Genomic DNA, 17,400 nt, shown 5'->3' on the forward strand with positions numbered 1-17,400 from the left:
CCATGTATAATTTTTAAAGGACGCTTCGAGTTGACCACAAGATATAGTATGGCACAGAAAGCGTTGAAATATACGAGTTTCAGTAGATTTTAGAGGTAATATGAAGGAGTATTGGCATGGAACCATCGATTAAACAGATTGTAAAACGTGACGGAAGAACTATGGATTTTGACGTGAATAAAATCGCCGAAGCGATCTATAAAGCAGCAACAGCTCTGGGGGGAAAGGACAAAGATACGGCCATGTACCTGGCTCGTCAGGTAGAATTATATCTGGCGGAAATTCGCCACAACGACACCCCTACAGTAGAGCAGATTCAGGATGCAGTTGAAAAAGTTTTGATTGAAAACGGACATGCCCGAACTGCAAAGGAATTTATCCTTTACCGGGCGGAACGGACCAGAGTACGGGATATGAATACCCGCCTGATGAAGATTTATGAAGATCTGACCTTTAAAGAAGCTGCAGATAACGATATCAAGCGTGAGAACGCCAATATCGACGGCGATACGGCCATGGGAACCATGCTCAAATATGGTTCTGAAGGCTCAAAACAGTTTTACGAAATGTTCGTTCTCAAGCCCCAGCATGCAAAAGCGCACCGGGAAGGGGACATTCATATCCATGACCTGGACTTTTTAACCTTGACCACAACCTGCTGCCAGATTGATATTGAAAAGTTGTTCAAAGGCGGTTTTTCTACCGGGCACGGTTTTCTGCGGGAACCCAACGATATTCAGAGCTATGCGGCGCTGGCCTGCATTGCCATTCAATCCAACCAGAACGACCAGCACGGAGGTCAAAGTATTCCCTATTTTGATTTTGGAATGGCCAACGGCGTGAAAAAGACATACCGCAAGCTGTATTGGAAAAACCTCGGGAAAATGATCGACATTCTCTTTGATGTGGAGGACGGGGCCGACAAGGCGGCGGCCATCGGAAGAGAAATTGAGGAAAAATATGGGATTTATCCCATTCTGGCCGATGACAACGGCTACCGGGAAAAAGAACGGGAATTGTTAAAAGCGTTCTGTGAGGAAAAAGAGATCGACGCGCTGCAGGACCGGGCGATTAAATATGCAAATAAGGAGATTCGAAGAGCAACTTATCAGGCCATGGAAGCTTTTGTACATAATCTGAACACCATGCATTCCCGCGCCGGCGCTCAGATTCCGTTCTCTTCTATTAATTACGGTACCGACACTTCACCGGAAGGGAGAATGGTGACCGAAAATATCATGCTGGCTACGGAAGCCGGCTTGGGTAATGGCGAGACGGCTATCTTCCCGATCCATATTTTTAAAATTAAAGAAGGGATTAATTATAATCCCGAGGACCCCAACTATGATCTCTTCAAGCTGGCCTGCCGGGTTTCGGCTAAGAGACTGTTCCCCAACTTTTCCTTCATCGATGCGCCCTATAATCTCCAGTATTATAAAGAAGGCGATCATAATACGGAGGTGGCCTACATGGGATGCAGGACTAGAGTTATGGCCAACCATTACGACCCGGACAGAGAAGTGGTTGGCGGAAGGGGAAATCTCAGCTTTACTTCCATTAATCTGCCGCGCATTGCCATCAAAGCCCATGGAGACATCGACTTTTTCTTTGAAGAGCTGGACCGCAAACTAGCGCTCTGCGCCGACCAGCTGATGGAGCGGTACAAAATACAAGCATCAAAAAAAGCAAAAAACTATCCCTTCCTCATGGGACAGGGAATTTGGCTGGATTCGGACAAGCTTGGGCCCAATGATTCCGTTGCCGAAGTGTTGAAGCATGGGACTCTGACCGTCGGATTTATCGGCCTTGCCGAATGCCTCAAGGCGCTGATCGGCAAGCATCACGGCGAGAGCAGAGAGGCTCAGAGCCTGGGACTTGAAATTGTGGGATTTATGAGAAAGCGTATGGATGAAGCCACTAAAGCGACCGGCTTCAATTACACACTAATTGCCACACCGGCCGAGGGCCTTTCCGGAAGATTTGTACGGATAGACCGTGAACGATTCGGAGAGATTGAAGGAGTTACGGACAGAGAATATTATACCAACTCGTTCCATATTCCGGTGTATTACAATATTTCTGCTTTTGACAAGATTAAGCTGGAGGCGCCGTATCATGCGCTGACCAATGCTGGACATATTACTTACGTAGAACTGGACGGCGATCCTTGTAAAAATCTGGATGCCTTTGAGCGCATCGTAAGGTGTATGAAGGAAAGCGGTGTTGGTTATGGATCGATCAATCACCCGGTGGATCGGGATCCGGTATGCGGCTATACTGGTATCATCGATAACGAATGTCCCCACTGTCATCGTACAGAAGAAGACGGCGACCAGGGATTTGAACGGATTCGCAGAATCACCGGATATCTAGTGGGAACCGTGGACCGCTTTAATAATGCCAAGGCAGCTGAAGAACAGGATCGTGTAAAGCACGATATGGAAGAAGGTTATGAGGCCTTATGAGCAAAGGAGTAAATACCATAAGATTGGCGGGGATCGTCCGTGAATCCATCGTGGACGGGCCCGGATTCCGATTTGCGGTGTTCTGCCAGGGCTGTCCCCACAATTGCCCGGAATGCCACAATCAAGCTACCCACGATTTTAACGGCGGAAAGGACGTGGCCGTTGAACGGCTCTTGGAAGAGATCGAGAAAAATCCGCTGCTGGCCGGTGTCACTTTTACCGGCGGCGAACCGTTCTGTCAGCCGGAAGGCTTTCACAGCCTGGCAAAAGGCGTTAAAGAACGAGGGTTAGATATTGTTACCTTTACCGGATACACCTACGAACATCTCATGAAAATCGCTGAGGAAAAGGAATCCATAGCCCTGCTTCTTGATGACACGGATCTTTTGATAGACGGTCCTTATATTAAGGCTGAAAAAGATTTAACACTTCCGTTTCGCGGCAGCCGCAATCAGCGCCTGATCGATATGAATGCCACTAGAAAGGAAGGAAAGGTTGTCCTTGCCGAGCAATACAACTGAAACAAAGCCCGCTTAACGCGGGTTTTTTGACTAAATTGTGTCTTTTTAAACTGGAAGGGCATATTCTTGGACATGCTTGTGCAGAAAATCTTCTCGACACAGATCGCAAAGTAGAGTATAATAACGGAAAATTGTTAAAAATCAGACAAATAGGAGGTGCCTTAATGGATTTTAAAAATCAGTATAAGGAAAAACTCACGACTGCTCAAGAAGCGGTTAAATGCGTCAAGTCAGGAGATTGGATTGATTATGGGTGGTGTACTGGTACAGCGGATTTATTGGATCGGGCATTAGCGCAGCGGTATAAAGAGTTAACCGATGTTAAGGTGAGAGGCGGAATTCTCTTTAAAAAACCGGCCATCATGCAAGTGCCGGACACATCAGAACATTTTATCTGGAACTCCTGGCATATGTCCGGGGTTGAACGCAAGATGATGAAAGAAGGGGCGACCTTTTATGCACCCATTCGTTATTCAGAGCTGCCCCGTTATTACAGAGAAAACACAGGGTCTGTTCAAGTGGCGATGTTCCAAGTGGCTCCTATGGACGCGCACGGATATTTCAATTTTGGTCCCAGTGCTTCTCATATGATGGCAATGTGTGAACAGGCGAAAATTATTATCGTTGAAGTTAATGAAAATCTGCCCCGCTGTTTGGGCGGCAAGGAAGAAGCTATTCACATTTCACAGGTAGATATGATCGTAGAAGGAGAAAATTCGCCGGTGAGTGAACTGGGCGGCGGCGGTCCGGCTACGGAAGTTGACCAGACCGTAGCCAAACTGATTGTGGAAGAAATACCGGATGGAGCATGTCTACAGCTGGGAATCGGCGGCATGCCCAATGCAGTTGGTTCCCTCATTGCAGATTCCGATCTGAAAAATTTGGGTGTACATACGGAGATGTATGTGGATGCGTTCGTAGATATCGCTGCCGCAGGAAAAATTAACGGTTCCTGCAAGAGTATCGATCGTTTTCGTCAAGTCTATGCATTTGCTGCAGGGACAAAGAAGCTGTACGACTACATTGACAACAATCCCCAATGTATGAGTGCACCGGTGGACTATACCAATGATGTACGGACCATTTCCCAGATTGATCGCTTTATGTCCATTAATAACGCAGTGGATGTGGACCTTTTCGGTCAGATCAACGCAGAATCGGCGGGAATCAAACATATCAGCGGTGCAGGTGGCCAGCTGGATTTTGTTCTGGGCGCATATCTTTCCCAGGGTGGAAAAAGCTTCATCTGCTGTTCGGCGGCATTTAAAGGGAAAGATGGACAGCTGCAATCCAGAATTCGTCCCACTCTGGCCCCAGGATCGATTGTCACGGATACCCGAGCCAATACCCATTTTTTGGTCACTGAATTCGGAAAGGTTAATTTAAAAGGCGCCAGCACTTGGCAGAGAGCGGAAAAAATTATCAGCGTCGCCCATCCTGATTTCAGAGAAGATTTAATTAGCGAAGCGGAAAAAATGGGAATATGGCGCAAATCCAATAAAAAATAAAGGAAAAAATCCTTGTACCAGAAGTTCCCTTGTGGTATAATGTCATTTGTTCGAGTCCTCTCGAATTAATTTGTAATCATGCGAAAGCTTAAGATACTTAAAGGAGGTGCGGTAGATGTCAAGAAAATGTGAAATTTGCGGTAAGGGTCAGGTTTCCGGAAACAACGTGTCCCACTCAAACAGACACACAAGAAGAAAATGGAACGCTAACATCCAGAACATTAGAATTGAAGAAGACGGAAGAGTTAGAAGAGCCAATGTTTGTACCAGATGTATCCGGTCAAACAAAGTAAACCGTGCCATTTAATGAAAAATTGGAAGCTGTAAACCAAGTGGTTAACAGCTTCTTTTTTTCATATGCTTGTCAACCAAGACGGACGGAACGCCCAGCGCCTAAAACTCTGACAGCATCCCATGCGGCATTGCCGTTATTTACAGTACAGCCGTATCCCGCAGATCAAAAGCAGAACGCCTAAAAGCAGGATCCATGCTTTGATGGGTAAAAAGAAAGCACAGATCGTAACAACGCCAAATACCAGCAGTATAAAACCCAGATCCCGAATATCCTGCCGGCAGGCCGGTGGTTTTCTGCGTTTATTTTTTTTGCATTTATTCCGATTCATAGCATCACCTTATTTAGTTTATGCAGGAAATCCATCTGTTGTGCAAAACGGTTTAAATATGCTAAAATAGATTAAACTATTAGGAGGAAGAATTTTGTTTACAGTAGAAACGGATTTGGGATCGATCACAGTCTCAAAAAGCGCAATCGGAAAAATTGTGATCGAAGCCGTTAAGCGGTTCGATGGCAAGGTGATCATTTCCAACCATAAGGGAAAAGTGCCGGGAATTGTGTCCTGGATCGGCGGCATGGACGACATCAACAATATGGAAATCAATTATGGAGAAAACGGCCTCGATTTGAGAATTTTCGTAGTTCTCCGCTTTGGCACCAGCATCACACAGGTAGCCAATCAACTGGTAGATGATATTCACGAAAAGACCAAAGAAACCATCGGCATTGAGCCTAACAGCGTGGCCGTTGTTGTGACCGGCATGATTTCTAAGAATATCGCCAGGAGACACATTGAGGTGACCAGATAGATGGAGCTGTTCCAAGAGGTAACGGCCCTGAAAGGGATCGGGCCGAAAAAAGCACAGGCATTGGAAAAACTGAAAATCCGTACCATTGGAGACTTACTGGCCTTTTTTCCACGAGATTACGAGGATCGGCGTTCTTTTTGTGTGATTAAAGATTTGAAACAAGACAAGCCTGCATTTATCAGGGCAACGGTGAAGTTGGTTGTCAAGGACCCGTTTCGAAAGGGAAGAAAGCAGATTCTGCGGCTGTTGGTCAGTGATGACAGCGGTCAGATGGAGGTCCTGTTTTTTAATGCCCGCTATCTGGCGGATACATTTAAAGTCGGCAAACAGTTTGATTTTTTTGGTAAGCCATCTGTAAATTATGGAAAAATGCAAATGATTCATCCTGATTTTTCTGTCAGTGAAAAGGCCCAGATGCAGGGAATCCTGCCGGTCTATCCGCTGACAGCCGGCATTAGTCAGAAGGAAATGCGGACCTGGCAGCGGATGGCCCTTGAGTCTGTCGATGGTATTGAAGAATATTTACCTGAAGATTTGGTCCGGCGAAATCGGTTATGTGATTTACGATACGCCGTGGCCAACGTCCATTTTCCCAAAGAACGCCAGCCGCTTCTGCAGGGAAAATATCGACTGATCTTTGATGAACTGTTAGCGCTGCAGACCGGGCTTTTGGCATCCAGGCAAAAAAGCACCCGCGGTCAAAAAGGCCTGATCTTTTCCAAAGATGCGGATGTAAAGCCGTATATTCATTCCTTAGCCTATGATCTGACTGAAGCGCAAAAGAGTGTTGTAGGAGAGATCCTAAAAGACTTGGAATCGGGAATGATCATGAACCGTTTGGTTCAAGGTGATGTCGGTTCCGGAAAGACCGTCGTCGCTGAAATTGCCCTTTATAAAGCGGTCAGAAGCGGTTTTCAGGGAGCAATGATGGCACCTACGGAACTTCTGGCAAAACAGCATTTTGCCGGATTGTCGAAAAACTTTGCGGCCCATGGGATCAAAGTAGGTATGCTAACCGGCAGTATGACGGCTCGGGAAAAGAGAGAAGTTCTGGAGGCGCTTTCGACCGGAGAGATTGAAATTCTGGTGGGAACCCATGCCATTATCCAGCCGGATGTTAGTTTTAAAAACCTGGGTCTTGTGATTACGGATGAGCAGCATCGCTTTGGCGTCAAGCAGCGGAATGCTCTCAGTGAAAAAGGAAACAATCCTCATGTGCTGGTTATGACAGCTACACCAATACCAAGAACACTTGCTGTAATTCTCTACGGCGATCTGGATGTTTCCGCCATCGACGAACTGCCGCCGGGAAGGCAGCGGATTATTACCAGAGCGGTGGATGAGACCAGGAGGCATACCTGCTATGACTTTGTGGAAAAAGAGCTGGAAAAGGGCCGTCAGGCCTATGTAGTGGCGCCTCTCATCGACGAATCGGAGGTCCTGGATGTGAAGTCCGCGGAGGAACTGTACCAGGAACTGAAAGAGCGATTTCCCGGACAGGAAGTGGCCCTTTTGCACGGCGCTATGAAGCAGCAGCAAAAAGATTTGATTATGACCCAATTTTATGAAAACAAAATTCAGCTGTTGGTATCCACTGTTGTCATTGAAGTGGGGATCAATGTTCCCAACGCGACGATGATGGTGATTGAGAATGCAGAGCGGTTCGGATTGGCCCAGCTTCACCAACTGCGGGGAAGAGTCGGACGGGGAAGCCATCAATCTTACTGCATGCTCATTACAAAGGAATCATCAGAGGTGGCCAAGCAGCGGGCTCAGATCATGGTAGACTCCCAAGACGGATTTTACATTGCGGAGCAGGATTTAGCGCTGCGAGGACCGGGTGAAATTTTCGGGACACGTCAACACGGCGTACCTGATCTTTTGATCGCCGATTTAGCAAAGCATGCAAAAATTTTAATTGAGGTAAAAAAAGAAGCGGATCTCATTATAGATGAAGATCCATATCTTTTAAGTGAAAAATATGTTGGATTGAAAAAGCGTATTATAAACTTGTTCGGCGATGATTTTTCGCTGAAATTGTAGGATACCAAAAGTAGGAATTAAATCTAATTATTACATGACATACTATCTGGCTCCTGGGTTAAATTAATAGCGTACAGGAGGTGAGATAACATGGCATTACAGGAAAAAATCTATGAAAACGCAAAACCTGGATTAAACAGCTTAAAAACTGAAGTTGCAAGCGAACTTGGTCTGTCCAACTACGAACAGACTGATAAAGGCAACCTGACTGCAAGACAGAACGGTTACGTTGGCGGCTACATGACTAAGAAGTTAGTTGAAATGGCTGAACAGCAGTTAGCTGGAAAATAACCGAAAACGGTTGAGCGGACCTCATTGAAGGTCATAATCAGGTAATGAGAGATATCCACTGGAAGCAGTTCCGGTGGATATTTTTCGTTTAAAAAAAGCTGGAAACGTTGGAAAATCAAGAGAAACGATCTAATTATTACATGACATACTATCTGGCGAGCGGGTTAAATTAATAGCGTACAGGAGGTGAGAAACATGTCATTACAGGAAAAAATTTATTCAGACGCAAAACCTGGATTGAACAGACTGAAGACAGAAATTGCAAACGAACTCGGTCTGTCCAACTATGACCAGATCGACAAGGGCAACCTGACTGCAAGACAGAACGGTTATGTCGGTGGTTACATGACTAAGAGATTAGTCGAAATGGCTGAACAGCAGTTAGCCGGAAAATAACCGAAAACAGGCGAGTTGACGCAAGGCGTTGACATCGGAAGATGAGAGATATCCACTGAAAGCAATTTCGGTGGATATTTTTCGATTGTGGGAATATTCCGCATGTTCTTGAAATTTTGCCAAAAGGCGGCTATACTGTCTTTAATGTGTATTGGATGTAAAAAAGGAGGAACATGATGAGTATTAAAGCGAGCAAAGAAAAAAATGTATTTTTTGTCATTCTGTTAGTGGTTACGGCAGCCAGCGTCCTGAACTGGGGCAGTTATGCGGTCCCGGCATTTTTGGAATACATCAGAGATGATTCCTTTGAGGATGAGCTTTACATGGCTGATCTGGGGGGATTTGCATTGGCTGCAGTTATTTTTGTTTTACTGGTGATTTGTTTTCGAACCAAACGGCGGAATTTGCTCCTGCCTGCGGCGGCCTTGTTTGTGATCGAAACGGTTTTCCTGGATGGATATGCGGCGCCTGTCTGCTGCGCGGTCCTATGTTTGATGGCATTCCTGCAGGAGCGCGATGAGAGGAGCGGTTTGGTTCCTGCGGCGGCCGTGCTGTTGTATGTGGTGATGCTGTTCTTTTGGGTTGTTAATCTGATTCGAGATGTAGTGGAAGCCCAAAGTGATGTGCTGTATGGTGAATCGTCGATGGGATGGTATTATCTTCCTGCAATTGTACTGTTTGCCACTGCGGCAATTATCATGGGAAAAAGCATTCGCAAAAAAAGAAGCGCAGGAATAAAAGTCGCTGCGGCTGCTTATCTGGCGGGAGAGATATCGCTGATGGTTATAATGGTTCCAATATACGGTTTAGATGAGGTAGTCACAGATTCCTTTGTTATGCTTGGTTTCGGATTATTGACCTGGATTTTCTGTTCTCCGTCCATTCTCATCAGTCTCTATTTGATTTTTCGCAAAAACGGAGACGCCCATGAGCTGAAAACCGATACGGATTAACGGGTTTTTCCGTCTTTCTGCATGGTTTGGTCTAGCCACATGAACGGTTATATGGTAAAATACTTCTTCGTGAGGTGTAAACATGAGAATCATAGCAGGAGACTATAAGGGGAGAAGGCTCACTTCGCCCTTGGATAATAAAATAAGACCGACCACTGATAAGGTGAAGGAAGCGATTTTCAGCATTTTGGACAGCCATGTGGGGATCTATGGAAGCAAGGTCTGCGACCTTTTCGCAGGTACTGGAAATCTGGGACTGGAAGCTTTGAGCAGGGGCGCGGAGCATTGCTGGTTCGGCGACAGTTCCAGGGACAGCCTCAAGCTTTTGCGTGAAAACATCGCTTATTGCAGAGCGGAAGACCGATCCACCGTTTTGGCGGGGGATTTTCGCAAGGTCCTGAGCAGAATCAATACCCCCTGCGACGTGATCCTGCTGGATCCGCCGTACGGAAAAGGTCTGCTGCCCGAATGCTTTGAACTGATCGGCGAACTGGGGCTATTGGCAGAGGACGGCGTGCTTGTAGCGGAGCACAGAAAAGAAGAAGTTCTGCCGGAACATATGGCAAATTTTTCAAAAATTAAGGAAAGAAAGTACGGAACCGTTGTAATATCAATCTATGGTTGATATCAGCGGCGTCTTTGTGATACAATACAATATATGACAACGGAGGATACATAGATGAAAAACAAGGCCCTTTATACCGGCTCTTTTGATCCGCTCACCAACGGGCATCTAGATATTATAACAAGAGCATCCAAGCTTTATGATAAACTGGTGATTGGAGTGATCGTCAATCCTTCGAAAAACTCGCTGTTCACTCTGGAAGAACGGCAGGAAATGATACGTAAAGTAACTGCGGACCTTCCCAATGTGGAGGTAGATCATTTCTCCGGCCTTCTGGCGGATTATGTCAATGAAAACAAGTTTGACGTAGTAGTAAGAGGGCTGCGTGCTACGACGGATTTTGAATATGAGATACAGATGGCGCAGATGAATGCCCGATTGTATGAAGGCAGTGTAGAAACAATTTTCCTGATGACCAGCCCCAGTTATTCGTTCCTCAGTTCCAGCATGATCAAAGAGGTGCATTCTCTGGGCGGGTGCGTAAAGGGTCTGATCCCGGAAATAATTTTGCAATATATGGATAAAAAAAATAAGGTTTAGGGGAGGATAAGAATGAAGGTATTAGAACTGCTAGAAGAAATCGAAGAAATTGTCGATACTGCCTCAGGATTTCCGCTGACGGGTAAGATCATGGTTGATGCGCAGGAGCTTTTAGAAATCGTAAGGGAGATTCGGCATGAACTGCCAGAGGAGATTCAGCAAGCGCAGTGGATTAAAAATGAGCGGGAACGGATCATTGCTGAAGCAAAGAACGAATATGAAGCGGTGATTGCCGATGCCAAAAGACAGGCGGAAGCCTTGGTAGAAAACGATGATATCACAGTTAAGGCCAAATTGCGGGCTGATGAATTGATGCGGGTAACGGAAGAAACCGCAAAACAGCTCAAAATGAGTACCTACGATTATGTAGACAGCATCCTCTTCAATTTCCAAGAAAAGATGGAGCAGCTCAATGCCCTTTATTTCGGCGATATGTTCGGCACTATTGAAAAGACGTTCAACGATATCAACTCGACCCTGTCCAATAACCGGGAAGAGATTAAGGAAATGGCTTACCGCACCCAGATGAACGAAGATGATACCATGCAGGAAGCAGAGCCTCGCCAGGAAGAACGAGACGGCGAATAATCTCAAAAAGGAGCGGCACCCGGCTGCAATTAAAATCCAATTACTTAGAATGGGAAACATGCCCGCCATGATGCGCATCGCAGCAGATGTGAGTCATGGCGGATTTTTCGTTTTTGCTGGGTGGCCCTGTACTCAACCGCTGAAAAAGGTATAAAATTCAAAAAATATTTTTGCTTTTTCCCGGAGCCTCTCATCTAGGGGTTTCGCTGCCAACTTTCTTCCCAAGTCGGATTCCCAGTCCGCCGCATCTTGCAAGAAAGCGGACATATATTTGATGCTGGAAGAATACCTTTAACCATGAATATTTTTATGAGCCGAAAACGAAACTATATGATTGCTGGACTTATGGCGGCGATTTGCTGTGCCTTTATGGTTATATTTCCTTCTATAGCCATCTATTCCGCACAGAAAGGAATCTACTTATGGGTTCAGAGTGTGCTTCCTGCGCTGCTTCCATTTTTTATTTGCGCGAATTTTTTAAATTACATGGGAGCAGTGAAAGTCATCCGCCCCAGTCTCTTTCCTTTTGCTATGAGCGTCCTTTCAGGATACCCGATGGGAGCTAAAATTATAGGAGATATGCGCAAGGACAATACAATTTCAAAGACCGAAGCAAAACGGCTGATCAGTTTTTGCAGCACTTCAGGACCCACGTTTATGGTCGGTGCAGTGGGCATTGGCATGCTGGGCTCAACAGCGGCAGGTGTGCTTATTGCTGTTTCCCATTACCTGGGAGCTGTTTTAAACGGTATAATTTATTCGTTCTTTTTTCGCAGTAACAAAGAACGGGCCAGTGCGACCCCGGTGAGAAGAAGGCAGCAGGGACTGCTGGAGCTTTTTACAGATGCAATTCTGTCTGCCTTCAAGTCCCTGGCGATTATTCTGGCATATATCGTCTTATTCATGTTCCTGACTGATTTGATGCACATGGGCGGACTATTCAGCTGGATCGGATATCCGCCGCTGAAAGCGCTGGCAAAAGGATTTTTTGAAATGACAGTGGGGTGCGGCGCTCTGTCGGAATGCATCAATTTATCCATGGGCCTTAAAGGTGTTCTCTGCACTGTGGTGCTTTCCTGGGGAGGCCTTTCCATTATTGGTCAATCCATGAGCATGCTTTCCGGAGCTGGAGTTAGTATGCCTTATTTTATACTTACCAAGCTGACACATGCGGTTTTAGCAGGAATAATTGCTTTGCTTCTCTGCGGGTGTATGTTATGATACATACATGAATGTGTTAGGAATTATAGCAGAATACAATCCTTTCCACAACGGCCATCTTTACCACTTGCAGCAATGCAGGCAAATGTCTGAGGCCGATTTTGTGGTTGTAGTAATGAGCGGAAATTTTACTCAGAGGGGCGAGCCTGCGATTATGGACAAGTGGACAAGAAGCAGGATCGCAATAAACTGCGGTGCAGATTTAGTATTGGAGCTGCCATTTGCCTATGGGGTGAACAGCGCCGAATATTTTGCCAGAGGCGGTATCGGCATTCTATCGGGGCTGGGCTGCGTAACCCATTTAGGCTTTGGCGCAGAAAAGGGGAGTCTTGCCCAATTGGAACAAGCGGCTTCCTGTTTAGCAAAAGAATCGGACAGGTTCCGCGCATTGATGAAACAAAATCTGGATGAAGGACATTCCTATGCCCGCTCAAGGGAGGCTGCCGTGGCGGAAACCATGGGCACGCGGCTGGCACAGCTCACCCTGACGCCCAATAATATTTTGGCGCTGGAATACTTAAAACAGTTAAAATTATGTAATAGCTCCATAAAATGTATTATGGTAAACCGAAAGGGGAGCGGCTATTTTGATACCGAGCTAAAAGGTGATATTGCAAGCGCTACAGCCATTCGCAGCCACCTGTCCCAGGAACAGATTGAGCTCTGCGTTCCAAAGGAAACCTTCCAGGCATTGCGGAAAGCGCCGCCCGTGAAGGGCTATTTTGACCTGGTCCGCTCAGCAGTACTCAACCGGTCCTGTGAAGAATTATCGCGAATTTTTTCGGTAGGAGAAGGCCTGGAAAACCGGATCAAAGGGCAAATCCGCAGAGCAGAGGATTTGGAAAGCTTGATCGGGCAAATCGGATCCAAACGTTATCCTAAAACCAGGATCAGCAGAATACTCTGTCAGAACCTGATGGGGCTTACTTACTTTGAGGAACAATTTTACGCCAGAGTTTTGGCAGCGGGACCCGGAGGAACAAAACTGCTGCGGCAACTGAAAAAGACGGCCCAAATTCCATTGATCACCAACCTGAACAAAATCCAGCCTCTGCCAGATCTTTTAGAGAAAGATATCCTGGCTTCCGACATATACAATCTCTTGACAGGAGCCAATTTATATAAAAACTGCGACTATGTGCGACATCCGTATATAGAAAGTTCAAATAGCATACAATTTGCTTGAAAATCCCAGACAATGGGATTATAATATAAAATGTTGTTTTTATTAAATCACAAGATGGAGGAAAATTGAATGAAAGTATTAGTTATCAACTGCGGTAGTTCTTCACTGAAATACCAGGTACTTGATATGACGAACGAAATATTGCAAGCAAAAGGACTCGTAGAAAGAATCGGTATGGAAGGTTCTGTCATCACCCATGAAAAGATCGGCATGGATAAATTTAAATTGGTTACTCCGATGGAAAACCATAGAGACGCAATCGGCCACGTGTTGGATGCGATTATCGATGAAGATCATGGCGTGGTAAAAGATATGTCTGAAATCGGAGCGGTCGGCCACCGTGTCGTACACGCTGGAGAAAAATACGCAGAATCGGTTGTAATTGATGACTCTGTTCTCGCAGCTTTGGAAGAATGCGTAGACTTAGCACCGCTGCACAACCCGCCTAATTTGCTGGGAATCGCTGCTTGCCGCGAACTAATGCCGGATACTCCGATGGTTGCCGTATTTGATACCGCGTTCCATCAGACAATGCCTCCAGAATCCTATATTTATGCGATCCCATATGAATATTATGAAAAATACGGAATCAGAAGATACGGTTTCCACGGAACGAGCCATAAGTATGTAGCAGAAAGAGCTTCCGATATCCTCAATGTAAACATCAATGACCTTAAGATTATCACTTGCCACCTGGGCAACGGAGCTTCCGTATCCGCCATCAAGCGCGGTGTCTGCATGGACACTTCCATGGGCTTTACGCCGCTGGAAGGACTGGTAATGGGCACAAGATGCGGAGACATCGACCCGGCCATCGTTACTTACATTCGAGAAAAAGAAGGCTTGGCCCAGGGTGAAGCCAATGAAATCCTCAACAAGAAATCCGGCGTGCTGGGAATTTCCGGTGTATCCAGCGATTTCAGAGACCTGGAAGCTGCGGCAGCGGAAGGAAATGAAAGAGCTCTGCTGGCCATCAAAGTATTCGCGCACAAAGTAAGATCCTATATCGGCGCATACATTGCAGAAATGAACGGCGTGGATGCCATCGTATTTACAGCCGGCGTCGGTGAAAACGACATTTCTATGAGAGATATCATCTGCAACGACATGGGCAACCTGGGCATTAAGCTGGACCTGGTAAAGAACAAAGTAAGAGGCAAGGAAATGATCATTTCCAGAGACGATTCCAAAGTTAAGATCATTCTGATCCCGACCAACGAAGAGCTGATGATTGCCAGAGATACCTACAGACTTTGCAAAGTAAACATTTAATCGAGCTGGTACAGGATAAAATCCCATGCTGGAATTTCCGCTCTTTGCAAATATTTGGTTGACAATTTGTCCAACTGACTATATAATTGAGAAGTTGTAAAACGATTTTACACACAAATGAGCAAAAAGGAGGTGTAGAAAATGGCAGTACCTAAGAGGAAAACTTCGAAAGCAAGAAGAGATAAGAGAAGATCACCAAATATGAAGATGACAGCACCTGGACTTTCAATTTGTCCGCAGTGTCACGAGCCTAAGCTTCCACATAGAGTTTGCCCAAATTGCAATTACTACAACGGCAAGGAAGTCGTAGCTTCCGAAGCTTAATTGAAAATATTGGTAATGACGAGAGGATAGTATACTATCCTCTTTTTCTTTGCCGAAAAAGACCCAGGAGCCCCTGCCGGAACACCCGGAACCTGCCGCTGGCGAGGCGCTTTGCTTTATATTGCCGGGGAAATACTGTCCATTGACATGATCGCTGCGCCCAAAATCTACGGCGGAAAAACAGGGGCGATACTACATCTAGTTAGTTTACATAACATATTACGGGAAAAGGTGGATTTTGACTGATTTTGCGGCAAGACAGAGGCTTTCTTTCTATGAAAAGCTTGAAATTCTAAGCGTTTCATTATATAATAAATTTGTTATTATATAGAAATATAGGAAATATTATTTATCAAGAGGTAAACATAATGAAGATTAGGAACAGAGTATTAAGCACGTTTATAGCTGCATCTATGGCACTGTCTGTCTTTGCTTTCGCCCCGGGTGTTTTTGCTGAAGAAGGCGAAACCCAGCCTGCTCAGCCAACGCAGCAGACCCAGCCGACTCAGGAAACCGATCCGGTCGCAGCTACGGTCACAACCTTTGCCATTACAGCAAAAGCGCAGCCAGCTGAAGGCGGTACGGTGACGGTCGATCCTCAGACTGCGGAAAGCGGAAAGGACGTTACTTACACAGTAAAGCCGGCGGAAGGTTATAAGACCATCGGCATTGCCATCGGCGGACAAAGCGTCACTGTCGCAGATCCATACGGAGTGACGACCGGGACCTTCAAACCGGAAGCAGATACGGAAGTTACGGCCGATTTTGCCGAACTGGCACAATACTCAATCACCACTTCTGTGAATTCCACATCAAAAGGAACGATCACGGCAGGGAAAACAGTGACAGAAAACGATTCCATGACCATCACGTCCTCGCCCAAGAGCGGATACTATCTTTCTGATCTGCAGGTCGATGGAAAATCGGTGGGTGCCAAATCTACATATACCCTTGAACATATTAAAGAGGCCCATACCGTAAAAGCGATCTTTTCTGAGAAAGTAAAGATCATGCTGGATGCGGGCCATTATGGAAAATACAACAGAAGCCCGGTCTATACCAGCTACTATGAATCCAACATGAGCTGGGCGCTGCACAATTATCTGAAGGCCGCACTGGAGGACTACGGCGGTTTTACAGTAGGCGTAACCCGCGCCAGCCAGGCAAAAGATATGAACGTTTATGATCGTGGAACGGCGGCCAAAGGATACGACTTATTCCTGTCGCTTCATTCCAATTCCAGTTCTTCAAAGACTACCGACTATCCGCTGATCATTACCCAAAAGGGAAATACAGGGGACAAGCTGGCGAAAAATCTGGGCAAGACGATCGAAGATACGATGAATACAAAGCAGGGATATAAAGTCTGGCAGAAGCTCAACAGCGATGGCAAGACCGAGTATTACGGCGTTCTCAGAGGATCCAAGTCTGTAGGAACAAAAGGCATGATCCTGGAACATTCTTTCCATACGAATCTGACCGCTACAAAGTGGCTGTCCAGCAATACAAACTTGAAAAAGATGGCTGAAGCAGAAGCGAAGGTGATCGCGGATTATTATGGAATTACAGAGGGAAGCGGTTCTTCAGCAGGAAATTCCGATCCAAATCCGGCACCGGCGCCAGCTCCGGACACAAGCTCCGGCTCTTCTTCCTCGAAAGTTGTAAGCAGCAGCCAGAAAGTCAAGGTGACGGTCAGCAGCCTGAACATGAGAAAGAGTTACAGCAGCAGTTCCAAATCCATGGGTAAAGCCAAAAAGAATACCGTATACCAACTGAAGGCCAAGACCAAAGACGGGCTTTGGGGACAGTTAAAGACCAACGGCTACTGGATTTATCTGAAAGGTTATACAAAAGTTGTAACCAGCTCTTCCAGCAGCAGTTCCTCGTCAAAGAAACCTGCTGCCAAAACAGTAAAATCGTCCCAGAAAGTCAAGGTGACGGTCAGCAGCTTGAACATGAGAAAGAGCTACAGCAGCAGTTCTAAAAAAATGGGAACCGCTAAGAAAAATAAAGTATACCAGTTGAAGGCTAAGACTAAGGACGGCAAATGGGGACAGATCAAGAGCAACGGCTATTGGATTTGCTTGAAAGGGTATACAAAAGTCGTTAAAAGCAGCTCATCCTCTTCCAAATCCAAGACAAAAGTGGTAAAATCGTCCCAGAAGGTGAAAGTAACTGTAAGCAGCTTGAACATGAGAAAAAGCTACAGCAGCAGCTCCAAGAGAATGGGAACGGCTAAGAAAAACAGAGTCTACAAGCTGAAGGCCAAGACCAAGGACGGAAAATGGGGTCAGCTGAAAACCAACGGTTACTGGATTTGTCTTAAGGGCTACACCAAAAAAGCATGATTCAGGGAAGGATAA

The 17,400-nt window shown here is 45.9% G+C and carries 18 protein-coding genes; 17 read left to right on the plus strand and 1 reads right to left on the minus strand.

What is annotated here, in order from left to right:
* Positions 1-116 precede the first annotated feature (116 nt).
* The 4 genes from LG211_RS08605 (at position 117) to rpmB (ending at position 4,801) form a co-directional block, all read left to right on the plus strand.
* Positions 117-2,465 carry an anaerobic ribonucleoside triphosphate reductase gene (locus LG211_RS08605; protein WP_227755129.1) on the plus strand — a complete coding sequence of 783 codons (2,349 nt, stop codon included), beginning with the start codon at positions 117-119 and terminating at the stop codon, positions 2,463-2,465.
* Entirely contained in the window at positions 2,462-2,986 is a 525-nt protein-coding gene (gene nrdG, locus LG211_RS08610; RefSeq protein ID WP_269477349.1) for an anaerobic ribonucleoside-triphosphate reductase activating protein, read from the plus strand. The genes LG211_RS08605 and nrdG overlap by 4 nt, the downstream gene beginning before the upstream one ends.
* 164 nt (positions 2,987-3,150) lie before the next feature.
* Positions 3,151-4,494: a butyryl-CoA:acetate CoA-transferase gene (locus tag LG211_RS08615; protein WP_148395272.1), complete on the plus strand. Its 1,344-nt coding sequence runs from the start codon at positions 3,151-3,153 to the stop codon at positions 4,492-4,494.
* 115 nt (positions 4,495-4,609) lie between these two features.
* Positions 4,610-4,801, plus strand: coding sequence for a 50S ribosomal protein L28 (rpmB, locus tag LG211_RS08620; RefSeq protein WP_148395271.1), 192 nt, complete (start codon positions 4,610-4,612; stop codon positions 4,799-4,801).
* A gap of 121 nt (positions 4,802-4,922) precedes the next feature.
* Here the strand turns inward: rpmB and LG211_RS08625 are convergent, their stop codons facing one another.
* Positions 4,923-5,117: a hypothetical protein gene (locus tag LG211_RS08625; protein WP_148395270.1), complete on the minus strand. Its 195-nt coding sequence runs from the start codon at positions 5,115-5,117 to the stop codon at positions 4,923-4,925.
* Between the two features lie 94 nt (positions 5,118-5,211).
* Between LG211_RS08625 and LG211_RS08630 the strand changes: the two genes are divergently transcribed.
* From LG211_RS08630 to LG211_RS08690, 13 genes are all read left to right on the plus strand, one after another.
* Positions 5,212-5,598 (plus strand): Asp23/Gls24 family envelope stress response protein, encoded by a 387-nt coding sequence (locus LG211_RS08630; RefSeq protein ID WP_227755130.1) that lies wholly within the window; start codon positions 5,212-5,214, stop codon positions 5,596-5,598.
* Entirely contained in the window at positions 5,599-7,641 is a 2,043-nt protein-coding gene (recG, locus tag LG211_RS08635) for an ATP-dependent DNA helicase RecG (protein WP_148395268.1), read from the plus strand.
* A 90-nt stretch (positions 7,642-7,731) separates the two neighbouring features.
* On the plus strand, positions 7,732-7,932 hold the full coding sequence (locus tag LG211_RS08640; RefSeq protein ID WP_148395267.1) for an alpha/beta-type small acid-soluble spore protein: 201 nt from the start codon (positions 7,732-7,734) through the stop codon (positions 7,930-7,932).
* Between the two features lie 195 nt (positions 7,933-8,127).
* On the plus strand, positions 8,128-8,328 hold the full coding sequence (locus tag LG211_RS08645) for an alpha/beta-type small acid-soluble spore protein (protein ID WP_148395266.1): 201 nt from the start codon (positions 8,128-8,130) through the stop codon (positions 8,326-8,328).
* Positions 8,329-8,504: 176 nt separating this feature from the next.
* A complete protein-coding gene (locus LG211_RS08650; protein ID WP_269477350.1) occupies positions 8,505-9,281 on the plus strand; it encodes a hypothetical protein in 777 nt (258 codons plus the stop codon).
* Between the two features lie 82 nt (positions 9,282-9,363).
* On the plus strand, positions 9,364-9,906 hold the full coding sequence (gene rsmD, locus LG211_RS08655) for a 16S rRNA (guanine(966)-N(2))-methyltransferase RsmD (RefSeq protein WP_148395264.1): 543 nt from the start codon (positions 9,364-9,366) through the stop codon (positions 9,904-9,906).
* A 54-nt stretch (positions 9,907-9,960) separates the two neighbouring features.
* A complete protein-coding gene (coaD, locus tag LG211_RS08660; protein ID WP_227755133.1) occupies positions 9,961-10,446 on the plus strand; it encodes a pantetheine-phosphate adenylyltransferase in 486 nt (161 codons plus the stop codon).
* 12 nt (positions 10,447-10,458) lie between these two features.
* On the plus strand, positions 10,459-11,034 hold the full coding sequence (locus LG211_RS08665; protein WP_148395262.1) for a hypothetical protein: 576 nt from the start codon (positions 10,459-10,461) through the stop codon (positions 11,032-11,034).
* A 555-nt stretch (positions 11,035-11,589) separates the two neighbouring features.
* Positions 11,590-12,255 carry a hypothetical protein gene (locus LG211_RS08670; RefSeq protein ID WP_269477351.1) on the plus strand — a complete coding sequence of 222 codons (666 nt, stop codon included), beginning with the start codon at positions 11,590-11,592 and terminating at the stop codon, positions 12,253-12,255.
* Positions 12,256-12,262: 7 nt separating this feature from the next.
* A complete protein-coding gene (locus LG211_RS08675) occupies positions 12,263-13,441 on the plus strand; it encodes a nucleotidyltransferase (protein ID WP_148395260.1) in 1,179 nt (392 codons plus the stop codon).
* Between the two features lie 69 nt (positions 13,442-13,510).
* A complete protein-coding gene (locus LG211_RS08680) occupies positions 13,511-14,713 on the plus strand; it encodes an acetate/propionate family kinase (RefSeq protein ID WP_148395259.1) in 1,203 nt (400 codons plus the stop codon).
* A gap of 141 nt (positions 14,714-14,854) precedes the next feature.
* Positions 14,855-15,037 (plus strand): 50S ribosomal protein L32, encoded by a 183-nt coding sequence (gene rpmF / locus LG211_RS08685; RefSeq protein WP_148395258.1) that lies wholly within the window; start codon positions 14,855-14,857, stop codon positions 15,035-15,037.
* 368 nt (positions 15,038-15,405) lie between these two features.
* The gene (locus LG211_RS08690; RefSeq protein ID WP_227755135.1) at positions 15,406-17,385 is read left to right on the plus strand and encodes an N-acetylmuramoyl-L-alanine amidase; all 1,980 of its coding nucleotides are present in this window, start codon (positions 15,406-15,408) and stop codon (positions 17,383-17,385) included.
* Positions 17,386-17,400 lie beyond the last annotated feature (15 nt).

Origin of the sequence: Hominibacterium faecale (assembly GCF_020734085.1) — a bacterium.
GTDB lineage: Bacteria > Bacillota > Clostridia > Peptostreptococcales > Anaerovoracaceae > Hominibacterium > Hominibacterium faecale.